General features: G+C 55.2%; 17 protein-coding genes and 1 tRNA gene. All 18 read left to right on the forward strand.

The genetic code is table 11. The annotated features are described in order from the left end of the window. Window positions 1-29 precede the first annotated feature (29 nt). The 18 genes from tsaD (at window position 30) to nuoK (ending at window position 15602) form a co-directional block, all read left to right on the forward strand. Complete coding sequence (gene tsaD, locus B9Z35_RS03035) at window positions 30-1070, forward strand: tRNA (adenosine(37)-N6)-threonylcarbamoyltransferase complex transferase subunit TsaD (protein WP_108282174.1); 1041 nt, start codon at window positions 30-32, stop codon at window positions 1068-1070. Between the two features lie 126 nt (window positions 1071-1196). Next, the gene (gene rpsO / locus B9Z35_RS03040) at window positions 1197-1460 is read left to right on the forward strand and encodes a 30S ribosomal protein S15 (RefSeq protein ID WP_108282175.1); all 264 of its coding nucleotides are present in this window, start codon (window positions 1197-1199) and stop codon (window positions 1458-1460) included. Between the two features lie 195 nt (window positions 1461-1655). Beyond that, entirely contained in the window at window positions 1656-3788 is a 2133-nt protein-coding gene (gene pnp / locus B9Z35_RS03045; protein ID WP_108282176.1) for a polyribonucleotide nucleotidyltransferase, read from the forward strand. Between the two features lie 28 nt (window positions 3789-3816). Beyond that, entirely contained in the window at window positions 3817-4818 is a 1002-nt protein-coding gene (locus tag B9Z35_RS03050; protein ID WP_108282800.1) for an NAD(P)H-quinone oxidoreductase, read from the forward strand. Further along, window positions 4818-5576: a triose-phosphate isomerase gene (gene tpiA, locus B9Z35_RS03055; RefSeq protein ID WP_108282177.1), complete on the forward strand. Its 759-nt coding sequence runs from the start codon at window positions 4818-4820 to the stop codon at window positions 5574-5576. Before B9Z35_RS03050 ends, tpiA begins: the two co-directional genes overlap by 1 nt. Window positions 5577-5601: 25 nt before the next feature. Further along, the gene (secG, locus tag B9Z35_RS03060; RefSeq protein ID WP_104799153.1) at window positions 5602-5940 is read left to right on the forward strand and encodes a preprotein translocase subunit SecG; all 339 of its coding nucleotides are present in this window, start codon (window positions 5602-5604) and stop codon (window positions 5938-5940) included. A 108-nt stretch (window positions 5941-6048) separates the two neighbouring features. Next, a tRNA-Leu gene (locus B9Z35_RS03065) sits at window positions 6049-6133 on the forward strand. An 88-nt stretch (window positions 6134-6221) separates the two neighbouring features. Beyond that, window positions 6222-6581: an NADH-quinone oxidoreductase subunit A gene (locus tag B9Z35_RS03070; RefSeq protein ID WP_108282178.1), complete on the forward strand. Its 360-nt coding sequence runs from the start codon at window positions 6222-6224 to the stop codon at window positions 6579-6581. A 9-nt stretch (window positions 6582-6590) separates the two neighbouring features. After that, window positions 6591-7067, forward strand: coding sequence for an NADH-quinone oxidoreductase subunit B family protein (locus tag B9Z35_RS03075; RefSeq protein ID WP_100132916.1), 477 nt, complete (start codon window positions 6591-6593; stop codon window positions 7065-7067). A 13-nt stretch (window positions 7068-7080) separates the two neighbouring features. Continuing rightward, window positions 7081-7692, forward strand: coding sequence for an NADH-quinone oxidoreductase subunit C (locus B9Z35_RS03080; RefSeq protein WP_108282179.1), 612 nt, complete (start codon window positions 7081-7083; stop codon window positions 7690-7692). 2 nt (window positions 7693-7694) lie between these two features. Further along, window positions 7695-8948, forward strand: coding sequence for an NADH-quinone oxidoreductase subunit D (locus B9Z35_RS03085; protein ID WP_108282180.1), 1254 nt, complete (start codon window positions 7695-7697; stop codon window positions 8946-8948). Further along, complete coding sequence (gene nuoE / locus B9Z35_RS03090) at window positions 8945-9460, forward strand: NADH-quinone oxidoreductase subunit NuoE (RefSeq protein WP_104799157.1); 516 nt, start codon at window positions 8945-8947, stop codon at window positions 9458-9460. Before B9Z35_RS03085 ends, nuoE begins: the two co-directional genes overlap by 4 nt. Window positions 9461-9462: 2 nt before the next feature. Beyond that, window positions 9463-10818, forward strand: a complete 1356-nt coding sequence (gene nuoF, locus B9Z35_RS03095) for an NADH-quinone oxidoreductase subunit NuoF (RefSeq protein ID WP_108282181.1) — start codon at window positions 9463-9465, stop codon at window positions 10816-10818. Between the two features lie 14 nt (window positions 10819-10832). Further along, complete coding sequence (gene nuoG / locus B9Z35_RS03100; RefSeq protein WP_108282182.1) at window positions 10833-12929, forward strand: NADH-quinone oxidoreductase subunit NuoG; 2097 nt, start codon at window positions 10833-10835, stop codon at window positions 12927-12929. Next, window positions 12929-14011: an NADH-quinone oxidoreductase subunit NuoH gene (nuoH, locus tag B9Z35_RS03105; RefSeq protein WP_108282183.1), complete on the forward strand. Its 1083-nt coding sequence runs from the start codon at window positions 12929-12931 to the stop codon at window positions 14009-14011. Before nuoG ends, nuoH begins: the two co-directional genes overlap by 1 nt. A 3-nt stretch (window positions 14012-14014) precedes the next feature. Next, window positions 14015-14527, forward strand: a complete 513-nt coding sequence (nuoI, locus tag B9Z35_RS03110; RefSeq protein WP_108282184.1) for an NADH-quinone oxidoreductase subunit NuoI — start codon at window positions 14015-14017, stop codon at window positions 14525-14527. Between the two features lie 11 nt (window positions 14528-14538). Further along, on the forward strand, window positions 14539-15297 hold the full coding sequence (locus tag B9Z35_RS03115) for an NADH-quinone oxidoreductase subunit J (RefSeq protein ID WP_108282801.1): 759 nt from the start codon (window positions 14539-14541) through the stop codon (window positions 15295-15297). Continuing rightward, complete coding sequence (nuoK, locus tag B9Z35_RS03120; RefSeq protein WP_104799163.1) at window positions 15294-15602, forward strand: NADH-quinone oxidoreductase subunit NuoK; 309 nt, start codon at window positions 15294-15296, stop codon at window positions 15600-15602. The genes B9Z35_RS03115 and nuoK overlap by 4 nt, the downstream gene beginning before the upstream one ends. Window positions 15603-15605 lie beyond the last annotated feature (3 nt).

Raw genomic sequence — 15605 nt, forward strand, 5'->3', positions numbered from 1 at the left:
CATGCTCATGCGCATAAACTTGGCCGCTTATGTTGATCCTCGGTATTGAATCTTCCTGTGACGAAACGGGTGTGGCACTGGTCCGCTCAGACGGCCATGCCTTACCCACGTTGTTGTCGCACGCGCTTTACAGTCAAGTGGCCATGCACGTGGCCTATGGTGGCGTCGTGCCCGAGTTGGCGAGTCGCGACCACATTCGACGCGTCATTCCGCTGGCGCGAGATGTAATGGCCGAGGCCAAACAAGCTTTGCAAGATGTCGACGTAGTGGCCTATACCCGTGGCCCCGGTCTGGCTGGCGCTTTGCTGGTGGGAGCGGGCGTGGCCTGCGCCTTGGGCGCTGCGCTGAACAAGCCCGTGCTGGGGGTGCACCACCTAGAAGGTCATTTACTGTCGCCTTTTTTGAGCGAAGACCCACCCGAGTTTCCGTTTGTGGCTTTGCTGGTCTCTGGCGGCCACACCCAGCTCATGCGTGTCGATGGGGTGGGGCGCTACGAGTTGTTGGGCGAAACGATTGATGACGCTGCAGGTGAAGCGTTTGACAAATCGGCCAAGCTCATGGGCTTGGGCTACCCCGGTGGCCCTGCACTCTCCAAGCTGGCCGAGCAGGGCGACCCAGCCGCGTTCAAGTTGCCGCGCCCCTTGCTGCACAGCGGTAATTTAGATTTTTCGTTTGCAGGACTCAAAACCGCGGTGATGACCCAAGCCAAAAAGCTGGGTGATGAGTTTGAAGCTCGAAAGGCCGACTTGGCGGCGTCTACCGAGGCTGCCATCGTCGAGGTACTGCTGAAGAAGTCGCTCACAGCGCTGCGTGAGACCGGCTTGAAAAGGCTGGTGGTAGCGGGTGGTGTAGGCGCCAACCGGCATTTGCGTGAACAGCTCAATGCGGCTTGCAAGCGCCAAGGCGTGCGGGTGCATTACCCCGAGCTTCACTTGTGCACTGACAACGGAGCCATGATTGCCATGGCAGCTGCCATGCGACTGCAAAGCGGCGAGGGCGGAATGGCCCAAGCCCAGCCGCGCTACAGCTTTGACGTCAAACCCCGCTGGCCGCTGGTCGAATTGGTCTGATTTAGGCCCTTCGCCGCAAGGCGGCTACGCCTGCTATACTCTGCGGGCTTTACCTTTTGGGGTAAGCAAAGCACGTTGCACCAAATTCCACGGTGTAACGCAAGTCAAATATTTAAGGAAAAAACCATGTTGACAGCAACAAAAGCCGTCGTCGTCAAAGACAACGCACGCTCAGCCGGCGATACAGGCAGTCCCGAAGTCCAAGTGGCTTTGTTGACCGCTCGTATCAATGAACTCACACCTCACTTCAAACAACACGCCAAAGACCACCACGGTCGTCGCGGTTTGTTGCGCATGGTGAGCCGTCGTCGCAAATTGCTCGACTACCTCAAGTCGAAAGACTTTGACCGTTACGCTGCTCTGATCGCCAAACTTGGCCTGCGCAAGTAATCGTTAAAGTTCTAACGACAAACGCCTGAGTTTTCAAAAAGCTCAGGCGTTTTGCACTTTTAAACACGCTTTTTCACCCACGGCAAGACAACAAGGCGCAGATTCGACAGCTGTGTCATTCCAAAAAAGCCCCAACTTTTCTGGAATGGCATCGTGTGCTGCACCGGTTGATTGCTAATTTCACAAGGAAATCACATGTCCATTTTCAATAAAGTTACCAAGACATTCCAATGGGGCCAACACACGGTCACCATGGAAACCGGCGAAGTTGCTCGCCAAGCTGGCGGCGCTGTGCTCGTCAACATGGACGACACAGTTGTGTTGGCCACAGTTGTGGGCTCGAAGATCGCCAAAGCTGGCCAAGACTTCTTCCCCTTGACTGTTGATTACATCGAGAAAACATACGCTGCAGGCAAGATCCCTGGCAGCTTCTTCAAGCGCGAAGCCAAGCCTAGCGAACACGAGACATTGACCAGCCGTCTGATCGACCGCCCCATCCGTCCTTTGTTCCCAGAAGGTTTCTACAACGACGTGCACGTGGTGATTCACACCGTGTCATTGAACCCAGAAGTTGATGCTGACATCGCTGCTTTGATCGCTGTGTCTGCTGCTTTGAGCATCTCTGGCATCCCTTTCAACGGCCCCATCGGTGCCGCGCGCGTGGGTTACATCAACGGCGAATACGTCTTGAACCCAGGCCAAACACAACGCAAAGACAGCCAGATGGACCTCGTGGTCGCTGGTACAGAGGCCGCTGTGTTGATGGTGGAATCTGAAGCTCAACAGCTGTCAGAAGAAATCATGTTGGGTGCTGTGGTGTTCGGCCACGAGCAAGGCAACATCGCGATCAACGCCATCCACGAATTGGTGCGCGACGCTGGCAAACCAGCATGGGACTGGGCTGCTCCTGCCAAGGACGAGCCACTGATTGCCAAGGTTCAAGTACACGCCGAAGAAAAACTGCGCGCTGCCTACCAAATCCGCAACAAGCAATCACGCACTTTGGCTTGCCGTCAAGCCTACGCTGCTGTGATGGAATCCCTCAAGGCTGACGGCGTTGAGTTTGATTCGGTCAAAGTCGAAAACATGTTGTTCGACATCGAAGCCCACATCGTTCGCAGCCAAATCTTGGCAGGCGAGCCACGTATCGACGGCCGCGACACACGCACTGTGCGCCCCATCGAAATCCGTAACAGCGTGTTGCCACGCACCCACGGTTCAGCCTTGTTCACACGCGGCGAAACTCAAGCTTTGGTGGTCACCACTTTGGGTACCGAGCGCGACGCACAACGCATCGACGCTTTGGCCGGTGAGTACGAAGACCGTTTCATGATGCACTACAACATGCCTCCCTTTGCCACTGGCGAAGTGGGCCGCATGGGCTCTACAAAGCGCCGCGAAATCGGCCACGGCCGTTTAGCCAAGCGTGCTTTGGTGGCGGTGTTGCCAACCAAAGAAGAGTTCCCGTACACCATGCGCGTGGTGTCTGAAATCACAGAATCCAACGGTTCTTCATCAATGGCTTCGGTCTGCGGTGGCTGCTTGTCCATGATGGACGCAGGCGTGCCCATGAAAGCACACGTGGCCGGTATCGCCATGGGCTTGATCAAAGACGGCAACCGTTTTGCTGTGTTGACCGATATCTTGGGTGACGAAGATCACTTGGGCGATATGGACTTCAAAGTGGCCGGTACCACCAACGGTATTACTGCTTTGCAAATGGACATCAAGATTCAAGGTATCACCAAAGAAATCATGCAAGTGGCATTGGCTCAAGCCAAAGAAGCTCGCATGCACATCTTGGACAAGATGCAAGCAGCCATGGGCGAAGCCAAGACCGAAGTGTCTGACTTCGCACCTAAGTTGTTCACCATGAAGATCAACCCAGAGAAGATCCGTGACGTGATCGGTAAAGGCGGCGCCACCATCCGTGCGTTGACCGAAGAAACCGGCACGCAAATCAACATCGAAGAAGACGGCACCATCACCATCGCTGCCACAGACGGCGCGAAAGCTGAAGAAGCCAAGCGTCGCATCGAAGAGATCACAGCTGAAGTCGAAATCGGCAAGGTCTACGAAGGCCCCATCACCAAGTTGTTGGACTTCGGCGCTTTGGTTAACTTGTTGCCAGGCAAAGACGGTTTGTTGCACATCAGCCAGATCGCGCACGAGCGCGTCGAGAAGGTCACTGACTACCTCAGCGAAGGTCAAATCGTGCGCGTCAAAGTGCTCGAGACTGACGAAAAAGGTCGCGTGAAGTTGTCGATGAAGGCTTTGATCGAGCGCCCTCAAACTGACCACGCACACGACGCAGCACCTCACGCCTAATTGGGTTTGAGAGGCGGTTGCGCACATGATGCACATCGTTGAAATCACCACGTACGGCACCCCTGAGGTGCTGCGCGTTGGCCAGCGGCCTGTGCCGCAGGCAGGAGAGGGTGAGTTGCTGATTCGCGTCAGCGCCAGTGGCGTCAATCGCCCTGACGTGTTGCAGCGAATGGGCAATTACCCCGTGCCTGCTGGTGCGTCAGACGTGCCGGGCCTTGAGGTGGCAGGTGTCATCGAATCAGGCGATGCCGCAGCTTTGGCTGCTGCCGGTCTGAAAGTGGGTGACCGTGTGTGTGCCTTGGTGGCCGGTGGTGGCTATGCGCAGTATTGCGTGGCGCCCGTGGTTCAGTGTTTGCCAGTGCCCGCAGGGTTGAGTGATGTCGAGGCAGCGTCGTTGCCTGAGACATCCTTTACCGTGTGGAGCAATGTGTTTGACCGTGCGCAATTGCAAACGGGCGAGACATTGCTGGTGCAAGGCGGCTCTAGCGGCATTGGTGTGACGGCGATCCAAATGGCCAAGGCCATGGGCGCGACCGTCATCGTGACTGCGGGTAGCGACGACAAATGTGCAGCTTGTTTGGCGCTGGGCGCAGACCATGCGATCAACTACAAAACCCACGACTTTGCGGCCGAGGCCATGCGCCTGACCAACGGCAAAGGCGTAGATGTGGTGCTCGATATGGTCGCTGGCGACTATGTGGCGCGTGAGGTGGATTGCTTGGCAGAAGATGGCCGTTTGGTCATCATTGCTTTGCAAGGTGGCACCAAAGCCGACTTTGATGCGGGCAAAGTGCTGCGTCGTCGTTTGCACATCACGGGCTCGACATTGCGTCCGCGGCCCGTGGCATTCAAAGCGGCGATTGCGCGCAACTTGCGTGAGCGCGTTTGGCCATTGATTGAGTCTGGGCTTATCAAGCCTGTGATTCACGCCACGTTTGATGCGGCTTCAGCGGATGGTGCAGCGAATGCGCACCGTCTGATGGAGTCCAATCAGCACATTGGCAAGATTGTTTTGACTTGGAGTAAGTGATGAAGCAAAAACTTATTGCAGGCAATTGGAAGATGAATGGCAGCTTGGCTGCCAACGAAGCTTTGGTGCACGGTGTGCAGCAGGGCTTGGCGCAAGCCTTGGGTGGCAAACACGCGCAAGTCGCAGTGTGCGTGCCTGCAGCGTATTTGTCGCAAGTTCACCAGCTGGTCAAAGGCTCTGGCATAGCCTTGGGTTCCCAAGATGTGTCGGCACACGAGCAGGGCGCATACACGGGTGAGGTTTCTGCAGCGATGTTGAAAGACTTTGCTGTGCGTTACGCCATCGTGGGCCATTCAGAGCGTCGCCAATACCACGGTGAATCCGATGAGCAAGTGGCGCACAAAGCGCAACGCGCTTTGTCGGCGGGCATCACGCCCATCGTGTGTGTGGGCGAAACTTTGGATGAACGCGAGGCGGGTAAAACCGAAGAGGTGGTCAAGCGACAATTGGCGGCTGTGATTCACACCAACGGTCATTGCATCAGCGAAATCGTGGTGGCTTACGAGCCAGTCTGGGCGATTGGCACAGGAAAAACTGCCTCGCCAGAGCAAGCGCAAGCGGTGCATGCCGTGTTGCGCGCGCAGCTCAAGGCGGCGACTGAACATTCGGATCGTGTGCACATCTTGTACGGCGGCAGCATGAACGCGGCGAATGCGGCTGAATTGCTGGCCCAACCCGACATTGATGGCGGCCTGATCGGTGGCGCAGCCCTCAAAGCGGCAGATTTCTTAACCATCATCGCGGCTGCGGCGCGTTGAAAGTAATATTTTTTTCGGAGTTTTTATGAGTTTGATTTTGAATATCGTTCAAGTGGTCCAGTTGTTGTCTGCTTTGGGCATGATTGGTTTGATCTTGGTGCAGCACGGCAAAGGTGCGGACATGGGCGCGGCTTTCGGCAGCGGTAGCTCTGGCAGCTTGTTTGGTGCCAGTGGCGGCGCGAACTTCTTGTCTCGCACCACCGGTGTCTTGGCTGCTGTGTTCTTTGTCTGCACATTGGCCTTGGCTTACTTCGGTAATCTGCGTCCTGTCAGCTCGGGCAGCGTGCTTGAAGGTGCTGTGGTCGCGCCTGCGCCAGTGGTTGAAGTGCCTGCTTCTGGTGCAGCACAAATTCCTACAAAGTAATCACAAAACCTTCACGCCTCAGAGCGAACGGGGCCCTTTTCAGGGTAAACTCTGAGGCTGTTCAGGAAGCGTTATACCTCTTCGCTTCTGTAGAGCAAACAACCCAAAGCCGTCGTGGTGAAATTGGTAGACACGCTATCTTGAGGTGGTAGTGGCGAAAGCTGTGCGAGTTCGAGTCTCGCCGACGGCACCATCCAAAAAAGTCTGCTGTAACTCTGGTGTCAACCAGTTACGGCAGACTTCGCAGACTAAAAACCAGATAGTCAGACCGCGAGATTGCGATGAGCTTAGAACAATACCTTCCCGTCCTCTTATTCATCCTTGTGGGCCTTGGCGTGGGGGTTGCACCTCAAGCGATCGGCTTCTTCTTGGGTCCTCGTCGTCCTGACGAAGCAAAAAACTCCCCATACGAATGCGGTTTTGAAGCGTTTGAAGACGCGCGCATGAAGTTCGATGTGCGTTACTACTTGATCGCCATTCTCTTCATATTGTTTGATTTGGAAATTGCATTTTTGTTTCCTTGGGCTGTGGCGCTCAAGGAAATTGGTTTCATTGGCTTCATCGACATGATGATCTTCCTTGCCATCCTCGTTGCAGGCTTTGCCTACATGTGGATCAAGGGTGCCATCGATTGGGAATAAGGATCAGCTATGTCACTAGAAGGCGTTTTTAAAGAAGGATTCATCACCACATCGTATGACTCGGTGGTGAATTGGGCCAAAACAGGCTCCTTGTGGCCGATGACTTTCGGCTTGGCTTGCTGCGCGGTTGAGATGATGCATGCGGGTGCTGCCCGTTATGACATCGACCGTTTTGGCATGTTGTTCCGTCCAAGCCCACGCCAGTCCGATTTGATGATCGTGGCTGGTACCTTGTGCAACAAGATGGCCCCCGCTTTGCGTAAGGTGTACGACCAAATGTCTGAGCCACGTTGGGTGTTGTCCATGGGCTCATGCGCCAACGGCGGTGGTTACTACCACTACAGCTACTCAGTGGTGCGCGGTTGTGATCGCGTGGTGCCAGTAGACGTGTATGTGCCAGGCTGCCCACCCACGGCTGAGGCTTTGTTGTACGGCATCTTGCAGCTGCAAAGCAAGATTCGCCGCGAAAACACCATTGCTCGCTGATTAGGAAAAACAGATGAGTCATTCCATTCAAACGCTTGAAGCTGCCTTGCACGATGTGCTGGGCGGCAAAGTCAAGCTTCTCGAATCCGCTTTGGGCGAATTGACCTTGACGGTCTCTGCGGCCGATTACCACGGTGTGTGCCAAACCTTGCGCGACGATTCGCGTTTGGGCTTTGAGCAGTTGATGGACCTGTGTGGTCTTGATTACTCCAGCTACAAAGATGGCGCCCATTCCAAATTCACCGATGGCCCGCGCTATGCAGTGGTGAGCCATTTGTTGTCGGTCAGCCATAACTGGCGTCTGCGTGTGCGCGTGTTTGCTGTGAGCGAAGACGTGCCTGTGGTCGCTTCGGTCAACGATTTGTGGAACTCTGCCAACTGGTTCGAGCGCGAAGCTTTTGACTTGTTTGGCATCGTGTTCGAAGGTCACCTCGACTTGCGTCGTTTGTTGACCGATTACGGTTTTGTGGGTCACCCCTTCCGTAAAGATTTCCCAACCTCGGGTCACGTGGAAATGCGTTACGACGCCGAGCAAAAACGTGTGGTGTACCAACCCGTCACCATCGAGCCGCGCGAAATCACGCCGCGCATCATTCGTGAAGACAACTACGGCGGTACGCACTGACCATGGCTGATATCAAGAACTACACCCTGAACTTGGGCCCTCAACATCCTGCAGCACACGGCGTGCTGCGCTTGGTGTTGGAACTCGACGGCGAAGTGGTCCAACGTGCCGATCCACACATCGGTTTGTTGCACCGCGCCACTGAGAAGCTGGCCGAGAGCAAAACCTACATCCAATCGCTGCCTTACATGGACCGTCTCGACTACGTGTCCATGATGTGTAACGAGCATGCTTACTGCTTGGCCATCGAGAAAATGATGGGCATTGAAGTGCCAGAGCGTGCGCAGTACATCCGTGTGATGTATTCCGAAATCACCCGTTTGCTCAACCACTTGTTGTGGTTGGGTTGCCATGGTTTCGACTGCGGCGCGATGAACATCTTAATTTACTGCTTCCGCGAACGTGAAGACTTGTTCGACATGTACGAAGCAGTCTCTGGCGCTCGTATGCACGCGGCTTACTTCCGTCCAGGCGGCGTGTACCGCGACCTGCCAGACAGCATGCCTCAATACAAGGCCAGCAAAGTGCGCAACGCCAAGTCGGTGGCGCGTTTGAACGAAGGCCGTTCAGGCTCTCTGCTTGACTTCATCGACGACTTCACCAAGCGTTTCCCCAAGTTGGTCGATGAGTACGAAACACTCCTGACCGACAACCGTATTTGGAAACAACGTACCGTCGGTATCGGCGTTGTGACGCCAGAGCGCGCGAAAAACCTCGGTTTCTCAGGCGCAATGTTGCGTGGCTCAGGCATTGCTTGGGACTTGCGCAAGCACCAGCCTTATGACGTGTATGACCGCATGGACTTCGACATCCCTGTGGGCAAAACCGGTGATTGCTACGACCGCTATTTGGTGCGCGTCGAAGAGTTGCGTCAGTCCAACCGCATCATCAAGCAGTGCGTAGACTGGTTGCGCGCCAACCCAGGTCCTGTCATCACGGACAACCACAAAGTGGCTGCACCCAGCCGTGAAGGCATGAAGTCCAACATGGAAGAGTTGATCCATCACTTCAAACTCTTCACTGAAGGTTTCCACGTGCCCGAAGGCGAGGCTTATGCCGCCGTCGAGCATCCCAAAGGTGAGTTTGGTATCTACCTCGTGAGCGATGGTGCCAACAAGCCCTACCGTATGAAGATTCGCGCACCTGGCTTTGCCCACTTGGCAGCCATGGATGAAATGGCGCGTGGCCACATGATCGCTGACACCGTGGCGGTGATTGGCACGATGGACATTGTGTTCGGGGAAATTGACCGATGAGTTCTGTAAACACCCACCACAGCGCACCGCTGTCGGCCGAGGCTCAGGCGCGTTTCGCGCGTGAAGTCGCCAAATACCCAGACGACCAGAAGCAATCTGCCGTCATGGCTTGCTTGTCCATCGCACAGCAAGAGCAGGGATTTGTCAGCGCCGAGAGCGAGCGCGTGATTGCTGAGTTGCTTGGTATGGCCCCCATGGCTGTGCACGAAGTGACCACCTTCTACAACATGTATAACCAGCAACCGGTTGGCAAGTTCAAGATCAACGTGTGTACCAACCTGCCATGCCAATTGCGCAACGGACAGGGCGCTTTGATGCACTTGGTGAAGACCTTGGGCATTGAAGTTGGCGAGACCACGGCTGATGGCATGTTCACCGTGCAACCCGGCGAATGCATGGGCGCTTGCGCCGATGCGCCTGTGTTGTTGGTGAACGACCGCACCATGTGCAGCTACATGAGCGACGACAAGATCGACCAAATGGTCGCAGGCTTGCGCGCGGTGAAGGAATAAGCATGACTACCTCTAGCCAAGCTTTACAAGTTCTCTCCCAATTCCAAACGACCGCAGTGGAAACTTGTTTCCACGACCGTCACATCGGCCCACAAATTTTGGCTGGTTTGGACGGTAAAAACTGGTCGTTACAAGACTACGTCGCACGCGGCGGTTACCAAGCCCTGCGCAAGATCTTGACCACCGGCATGACGCAAGACGAAGTCATCGCCACAGTCAAAGAATCAGGTTTGCGTGGTCGTGGTGGTGCGGGTTTCCCAACGGGTTTGAAGTGGAGCTTCATGCCTCGCCAGTTCCCAGGCCAAAAGTACTTGGTCTGTAACTCGGACGAGGGCGAGCCCGGTACTTGCAAAGACCGCGAGATCTTGCAACACAACCCCCACATCGTGATTGAAGGTATGGCTATCGCTGCTTTTGCCATGGGCATAAGCGTGGGCTACAACTACATCCACGGCGAAATCTTCCAAACCTACGAGCGTTTTGAAGCCGCCCTCGAAGAGGCCCGCGCAGCAGGCTTCTTGGGTGACAACATCTTGGGCTCCACGTTCAGCTTCCAGTTGCATGCGGCTCACGGTTTTGGCGCATACATCTGCGGCGAAGAAACCGCTTTGCTCGAGTCGCTCGAAGGCAAAAAAGGTCAACCCCGTTTCAAGCCACCGTTCCCAGCGAGCTTTGGTTTGTATGGCAAGCCCACCACCATCAACAACACCGAAACATTCGCAGCGGTGCCTTGGATCATCAACAACGGTGGTCAGGCTTACCTCGAATGCGGCAAGCCCAACAACGGCGGCACCAAGATCTTCTCGGTCAGCGGTGACGTCGAGCGTCCCGGCAACTACGAAGTGCCCATGGGCACACCGTTCTCCACATTGTTGGAGTTGGCCGGTGGCGTTCGCAAGGGACGCAAGCTCAAAGCGGTGATTCCTGGCGGTTCTTCCTCGCCAGTGGTTCCTGGCGACTTGATGATGAAGCTCACCATGGACTACGACAGCATCGCCAAAGACGGCGGTTCAATGTTGGGTTCAGGTGCGGTGATCGTGTTGGACGACTCACGCTGCATGGTCAAGAGCCTGCTGCGCTTGAGCTACTTCTACATGCACGAGTCATGCGGCCAATGCACACCTTGCCGTGAAGGTACAGGTTGGTTGTGGCGCATGGTCGACCGCATTGAGCGTGGTGAAGGACGCGAAAGCGACTTGGCTTTGCTCGACAACGTGGCAGAGAACATCATGGGCCGCACGATTTGCGCCCTCGGAGACGCAGCAGCCATGCCCGTGCGCGGCATGATCAAGCACTTCCGCCATGAATTTGAACACCACATCACGCACAAGACCTGCACGGTCTCTGCCTACGTTTGACACGGATAAGTGCCATGATTGAAATCGAACTCGACGGTAAAAAAGTTGACGTCCAAGAAGGCTGCATGATCATGCACGCAGCTGAAAAGGCCGGCACTTACATTCCGCACTTCTGCTATCACAAGAAACTCAGCATCGCGGCCAACTGCCGCATGTGCTTGGTCGACGTGGAGAAAGCTCCTAAGCCCATGCCCGCTTGCGCCACACCCGTGACGCAAGGCATGATTGTTCGCACCAAGAGCGAACGCGCCATCAAGGCTCAACAGTCGGTGATGGAGTTTTTGCTCATCAACCACCCACTGGATTGCCCAATTTGCGACCAAGGCGGTGAGTGCCAGTTGCAAGATTTGGCGGTGGGCTACGGCGGTTCTACTTCACGTTACGAAGAAGAAAAGCGTGTGGTGCACCCGAAAGACGTGGGTCCTTTGGTGAGCATGCAAGAGATGAGCCGCTGTATCCAATGCACACGCTGCGTGCGCTTTGGTCAAGAAGTGGCCGGCATCATGGAATTGGGTATGTCCAACCGTGGTGAGCACGCTGAGATTGAAACCTTCGTGGGGCAATCGGTCGATTCCGAGCTCTCAGGCAACATGATCGACATCTGCCCCGTGGGCGCGTTGACCAGCAAGCCATTCCGTTACAGCGCACGTACTTGGGAATTGAGCCGTCGCAAGTCGGTCAGCCCACACGATGCAACAGGTGCCAACCTGATCGTTCAAGTCAAGAACAACAAAGTCATGCGTGTCGTGCCTTTGGAAAACGAAGACGTCAACGAATGCTGGATTGCTGATCGCGACCGTTTCAGCTACGAAGCTTTGGAGAGCGCAGACCGCTTGACCAAGCCCATGCTCAAGCAAGGCGGCGAGTGGAAAGAAGTCGATTGGCAAACCGCCCTCGAATACGTGGCCAACGGCTTGCAAGGTGTCAAAGCCCAGCACGGCCCTCAAGCCATCGGCACTTTGGCCAGCCCACACAGCACCGCTGAAGAGTTGTTCTTAGCTGCTAACCTGACGCGTGGTTTGGGTAGCCAAAACATCGACACACGTTTGCGCGCTGCAGACTTCCAACACGACGGTAAAGCTCGTTGGTTGGGTACTTCTGTGGCGTCTCTCACCACGCTGCAACGTGCATTGGTGATTGGTTCAAACATCCGTAAAGACCAACCTTTGTTGGCCCAACGTCTGCGCCAAGCTGTGCGCAACGGCGGCAAGGTCAACGCCTTGAACGCACAAGCCTACGACTGGGCCATGCCTGTGGCCAACACCTTGGTGGCAGATGCCGCCAACTGGGTACAAGCCTTGGCTGATATCGCTGCGGCCGTCGGCGCCATCACCGGTGCTGCTGCACCTGTCGCGGGCAATGCCAATAGCGCAGAAGCACAAGCCATCGCCAAGTCATTGACAGGCGGTGAGCGCAAAGCCATTTTGTTGGGCAACGCAGCGGCACACCATGCCAAAGCATCGAGCTTGCTCAGCTTGGCCAACTGGATCGGTTCACAAACCGGCGCGACTGTGGGTTACCTCGGCGAAGCTGCCAACACGGTGGGTGCTCAAGTGGTGGGTGCCTTGCCAAAAGCGGGCGGTCAAACTGCAGGCCAAATGTTGGCAGGTGGTTTGAAGGCGGTGGTGTTGCTCAATACAGAGCCAGCATTCGACGCTGCCAACGGCGCTGCTGCTGCACAAGCCATCGGTCAAGCCGAAATGGTGGTCACCTTGTCTCCCTTCAAGGCCAATATGGACATCAGCGATGTGCTGTTGCCTATCTCGCCCTTCACTGAGACTGCTGGCACGTTCATCAACACCGAAGGTCGCGCACAAAGCTTCCACGGCGTAGTCAAGCCTTTGGGCGAAGCGCGTCCTGCATGGAAAGTCTTGCGCGTGTTGGGCTCCATGCTCCACGTGCCTGGCTTCGACTTCGAGACCATCGAAGAAGTGCGTGCCCAAGCCATCCCTGCTGACGTGCAAGCCTTGTTGTCCAACGCTTGCTCAGCAAGCGTGGACGTGAGTCCAGCTGCAGGTCAGCCTGCCTCTGCGGCGATTTACCAACTCGACAGCTTGGTGCGTCGCGCACCATCGTTGCAGCTCACGGCTGATGCGAAAGGAGGCCTGTGATGGTTGATAACATTTACAACGCAGGCTTTGGCTTGATGTCTGATGTCTGGTGGACCACACTGGCTTGGCCCGTGCTGTGGGCTTTGCTCAAGATCGTGGCAGTGCTGTTGCCTTTGCTCGGTTGTGTGGCTTACCTGACTTTGTGGGAACGCAAAGCCATTGGTTACACCCAAATTCGTAAAGGCCCGAACCGCACAGGCCCTGGTGGTTTGTTGCAACCCATCGCTGACGCGCTGAAGTTGCTCACCAAAGAGATCATCATCCCAACCCAAGCGACCACCAGCTTGTTCTTCTTGGGTCCGATCATGACCATCATGCCAGCCTTGGCTGCATGGGCTGTGGTGCCTTTCGGTCCTGATGTGGCTTTGGCTAACGTCAACGCCGGTTTGCTGTTCTTGATGGCTATCACTTCTCTCGAGGTGTATGGCGTGATCATCGCGGGCTGGGCATCTAACTCCAAGTACGCTTTCATTGGTGCCATGCGTGCATCGGCCCAAATGGTGAGCTACGAAATCGCGATGGGCTTTTGCTTCGTGATCGTCTTGATGATTTCGAACAGCTTGAACATGACTGACATCGTCATGGGCCAAGCCAAAGGCAGCATGGCCAACGCAGGTCTGAACTTCTTGTCTTGGAACTGGTTGCCTTTGTTCCCCGTGTTCATCATCTACTTCATCTCCGGTTTGGCTGAAACCAACCGTCACCCGTTTGACGTGGTGGAAGGTGAGTCTGAAATTGTGGCTGGCCACATGATCGAATACTCGGGCATGTCTTTCGCCATGTTCTTCTTGGCTGAATACGCCAACATGATCTTGGTCTCTGTCTTGACCGTGGTGATGTTCTTGGGCGGCTGGTTGTCACCTATCGACAACGCACTGTTCAACATGATCCCTGGCTGGATTTGGCTTGGCATCAAGACCTTCGTGGTCGTGACCATGTTCTTGTGGGTGCGTGCTACTTTCCCACGCTATCGCTATGACCAAATCATGCGTTTGGGTTGGAAGATCTTCATTCCACTCACTCTGATCTGGTTGTTGGTGGTGGGTGTTTGGATCCAAACACCTTGGAATATCTGGAATTAAGTCATGACAACAACTACACATTCCGTTCCCTTCTCGTTGCGCGACTTTTTGTCGAGCTTCTTGCTGCTCGAGCTGTTCAAAGGCATGGCCCTCACAGGCAAATACATGTTCTCACGCAGCATCACCATTCAGTTCCCGGAAGAGAAGACACCTTTGTCACCTCGCTTCCGTGGTCTGCATGCTTTGCGTCGTTATGAAAACGGCGAAGAGCGTTGCATTGCTTGCAAACTCTGCGAAGCCGTGTGCCCAGCGATGGCGATCACCATCGAATCTGACCAGCGCGCAGACGGCAGCCGCCGCACCACCCGCTACGACATCGACTTGACCAAGTGCATCTTCTGCGGTTTCTGCGAAGAGAGCTGCCCCGTTGATTCGATCGTTGAAACACACATCTTTGAGTACCACGGCGAAAAACGCGGTGACTTGTACTTCACCAAAGAAATGTTGTTGGCAGTGGGCGACCGCTACGAACCCGAAATTGCTGCCAACAAAGCAGCTGACGCCAAATACCGTTGAAAGATTTCATGATGGACGTTCAATCGGCTCTTTTTTACGCGTTCTCAGCAGTCATGCTGTTTGCGTCATTCCGCGTCATCACGGCGCGTAACCCTGTGCACGCTGCGCTCTATTTGGTCTTGGCTTTCTTCCAAGCCTCGGGTATTTGGATGTTGCTCAAAGCAGAATTCCTCTCTATCGCTCTCGTGCTCGTGTACGTGGGCGCGGTGATGGTCTTGTTCTTGTTCGTGGTGATGATGCTCGACATCAACATCGACAGCATCCGTCAAGGCTTCTGGAAGCATTTCCCACTCGCAGCGACCATCGGTGCTGTGATTGCCTTGGAATTGGCTGCGGTCTTATTGGGTGGCTTCCGTATCAGCGAGCCTCAAAAACAAGTGACTGCTCAAGTCATTTCGCCTGCTGCAGTGTCAGCTGTCGCTCCCGTGGACGCAGCCTCTGCTGCCATGGATGCTGCATCGGCTGCAGTGACCTCAGCGTCTGCCGCAGATGTGGGGCACGTGGTGGTGGCGCAAGCCTCCAATACCAAAGCCTTGGGCATCTTGCTCTACACCGAGTATCTGTACCCCGTGCAAGTGGCGGCGTTGATTTTGTTGGTGGCTTTGATTGCTGCCATCGCTTTGACCTTGCGTGCACGCAAAGACAGCAAATTCCAAAATGCGGGTGACCAAGTTCGCGTCAAGGCCCGTGACCGTGTGGAACTGGTGAAGATGGATGCGGTCAAACCCGCACCTGCAGCACCAGCCGCCGCCGAGGAGACAAAAGCATGAGCATCACCTTAGGCCATTACCTCACGCTGGGTGCGATTCTGTTCGCACTCTCTGTGATCGGCATCTTCTTGAACCGTAAAAACCTGATCGTCTTGTTGATGGCGATTGAATTGATGTTGCTCGCGGTCAACATGAACTTCGTGGCGTTCTCTCACTACTTGGGTGACTTGAACGGCCAAATCTTTGTTTTCTTCATCTTGACCGTGGCGGCTGCTGAATCTGCCATCGGCTTGGCGATTCTGGTTCAGTTGTTCCGCAACAAGTCCAGCATCAACGTGGATGAACTCAACACGCTCAAGGGTTAATTC

The organism is Limnohabitans sp. Jir61 (assembly GCF_003063545.1).
Taxonomy (GTDB): domain Bacteria; phylum Pseudomonadota; class Gammaproteobacteria; order Burkholderiales; family Burkholderiaceae_C; genus Limnohabitans.

Excerpts from the sequence above, each read along its gene's own strand:
- tsaD (WP_108282174.1), top strand. The coding sequence starts at position 30 with ATGTTGATCCTCGGTATTGAATCTTCCTGTGACGAAACGGGTGTGGCA.
- rpsO (WP_108282175.1), top strand. The coding sequence starts at position 1,197 with ATGTTGACAGCAACAAAAGCCGTCGTCGTCAAAGACAACGCACGCTCA.
- pnp (WP_108282176.1), top strand. The coding sequence starts at position 1,656 with ATGTCCATTTTCAATAAAGTTACCAAGACATTCCAATGGGGCCAACAC.
- B9Z35_RS03050 (WP_108282800.1), top strand. The coding sequence starts at position 3,817 with ATGCACATCGTTGAAATCACCACGTACGGCACCCCTGAGGTGCTGCGC.
- tpiA (WP_108282177.1), top strand. The coding sequence starts at position 4,818 with ATGAAGCAAAAACTTATTGCAGGCAATTGGAAGATGAATGGCAGCTTG.
- secG (WP_104799153.1), top strand. The coding sequence starts at position 5,602 with ATGAGTTTGATTTTGAATATCGTTCAAGTGGTCCAGTTGTTGTCTGCT.
- B9Z35_RS03070 (WP_108282178.1), top strand. The coding sequence starts at position 6,222 with ATGAGCTTAGAACAATACCTTCCCGTCCTCTTATTCATCCTTGTGGGC.
- B9Z35_RS03075 (WP_100132916.1), top strand. The coding sequence starts at position 6,591 with ATGTCACTAGAAGGCGTTTTTAAAGAAGGATTCATCACCACATCGTAT.
- B9Z35_RS03080 (WP_108282179.1), top strand. The coding sequence starts at position 7,081 with ATGAGTCATTCCATTCAAACGCTTGAAGCTGCCTTGCACGATGTGCTG.
- B9Z35_RS03085 (WP_108282180.1), top strand. The coding sequence starts at position 7,695 with ATGGCTGATATCAAGAACTACACCCTGAACTTGGGCCCTCAACATCCT.
- nuoE (WP_104799157.1), top strand. The coding sequence starts at position 8,945 with ATGAGTTCTGTAAACACCCACCACAGCGCACCGCTGTCGGCCGAGGCT.
- nuoF (WP_108282181.1), top strand. The coding sequence starts at position 9,463 with ATGACTACCTCTAGCCAAGCTTTACAAGTTCTCTCCCAATTCCAAACG.
- nuoG (WP_108282182.1), top strand. The coding sequence starts at position 10,833 with ATGATTGAAATCGAACTCGACGGTAAAAAAGTTGACGTCCAAGAAGGC.
- nuoH (WP_108282183.1), top strand. The coding sequence starts at position 12,929 with ATGGTTGATAACATTTACAACGCAGGCTTTGGCTTGATGTCTGATGTC.
- nuoI (WP_108282184.1), top strand. The coding sequence starts at position 14,015 with ATGACAACAACTACACATTCCGTTCCCTTCTCGTTGCGCGACTTTTTG.
- B9Z35_RS03115 (WP_108282801.1), top strand. The coding sequence starts at position 14,539 with ATGGACGTTCAATCGGCTCTTTTTTACGCGTTCTCAGCAGTCATGCTG.
- nuoK (WP_104799163.1), top strand. The coding sequence starts at position 15,294 with ATGAGCATCACCTTAGGCCATTACCTCACGCTGGGTGCGATTCTGTTC.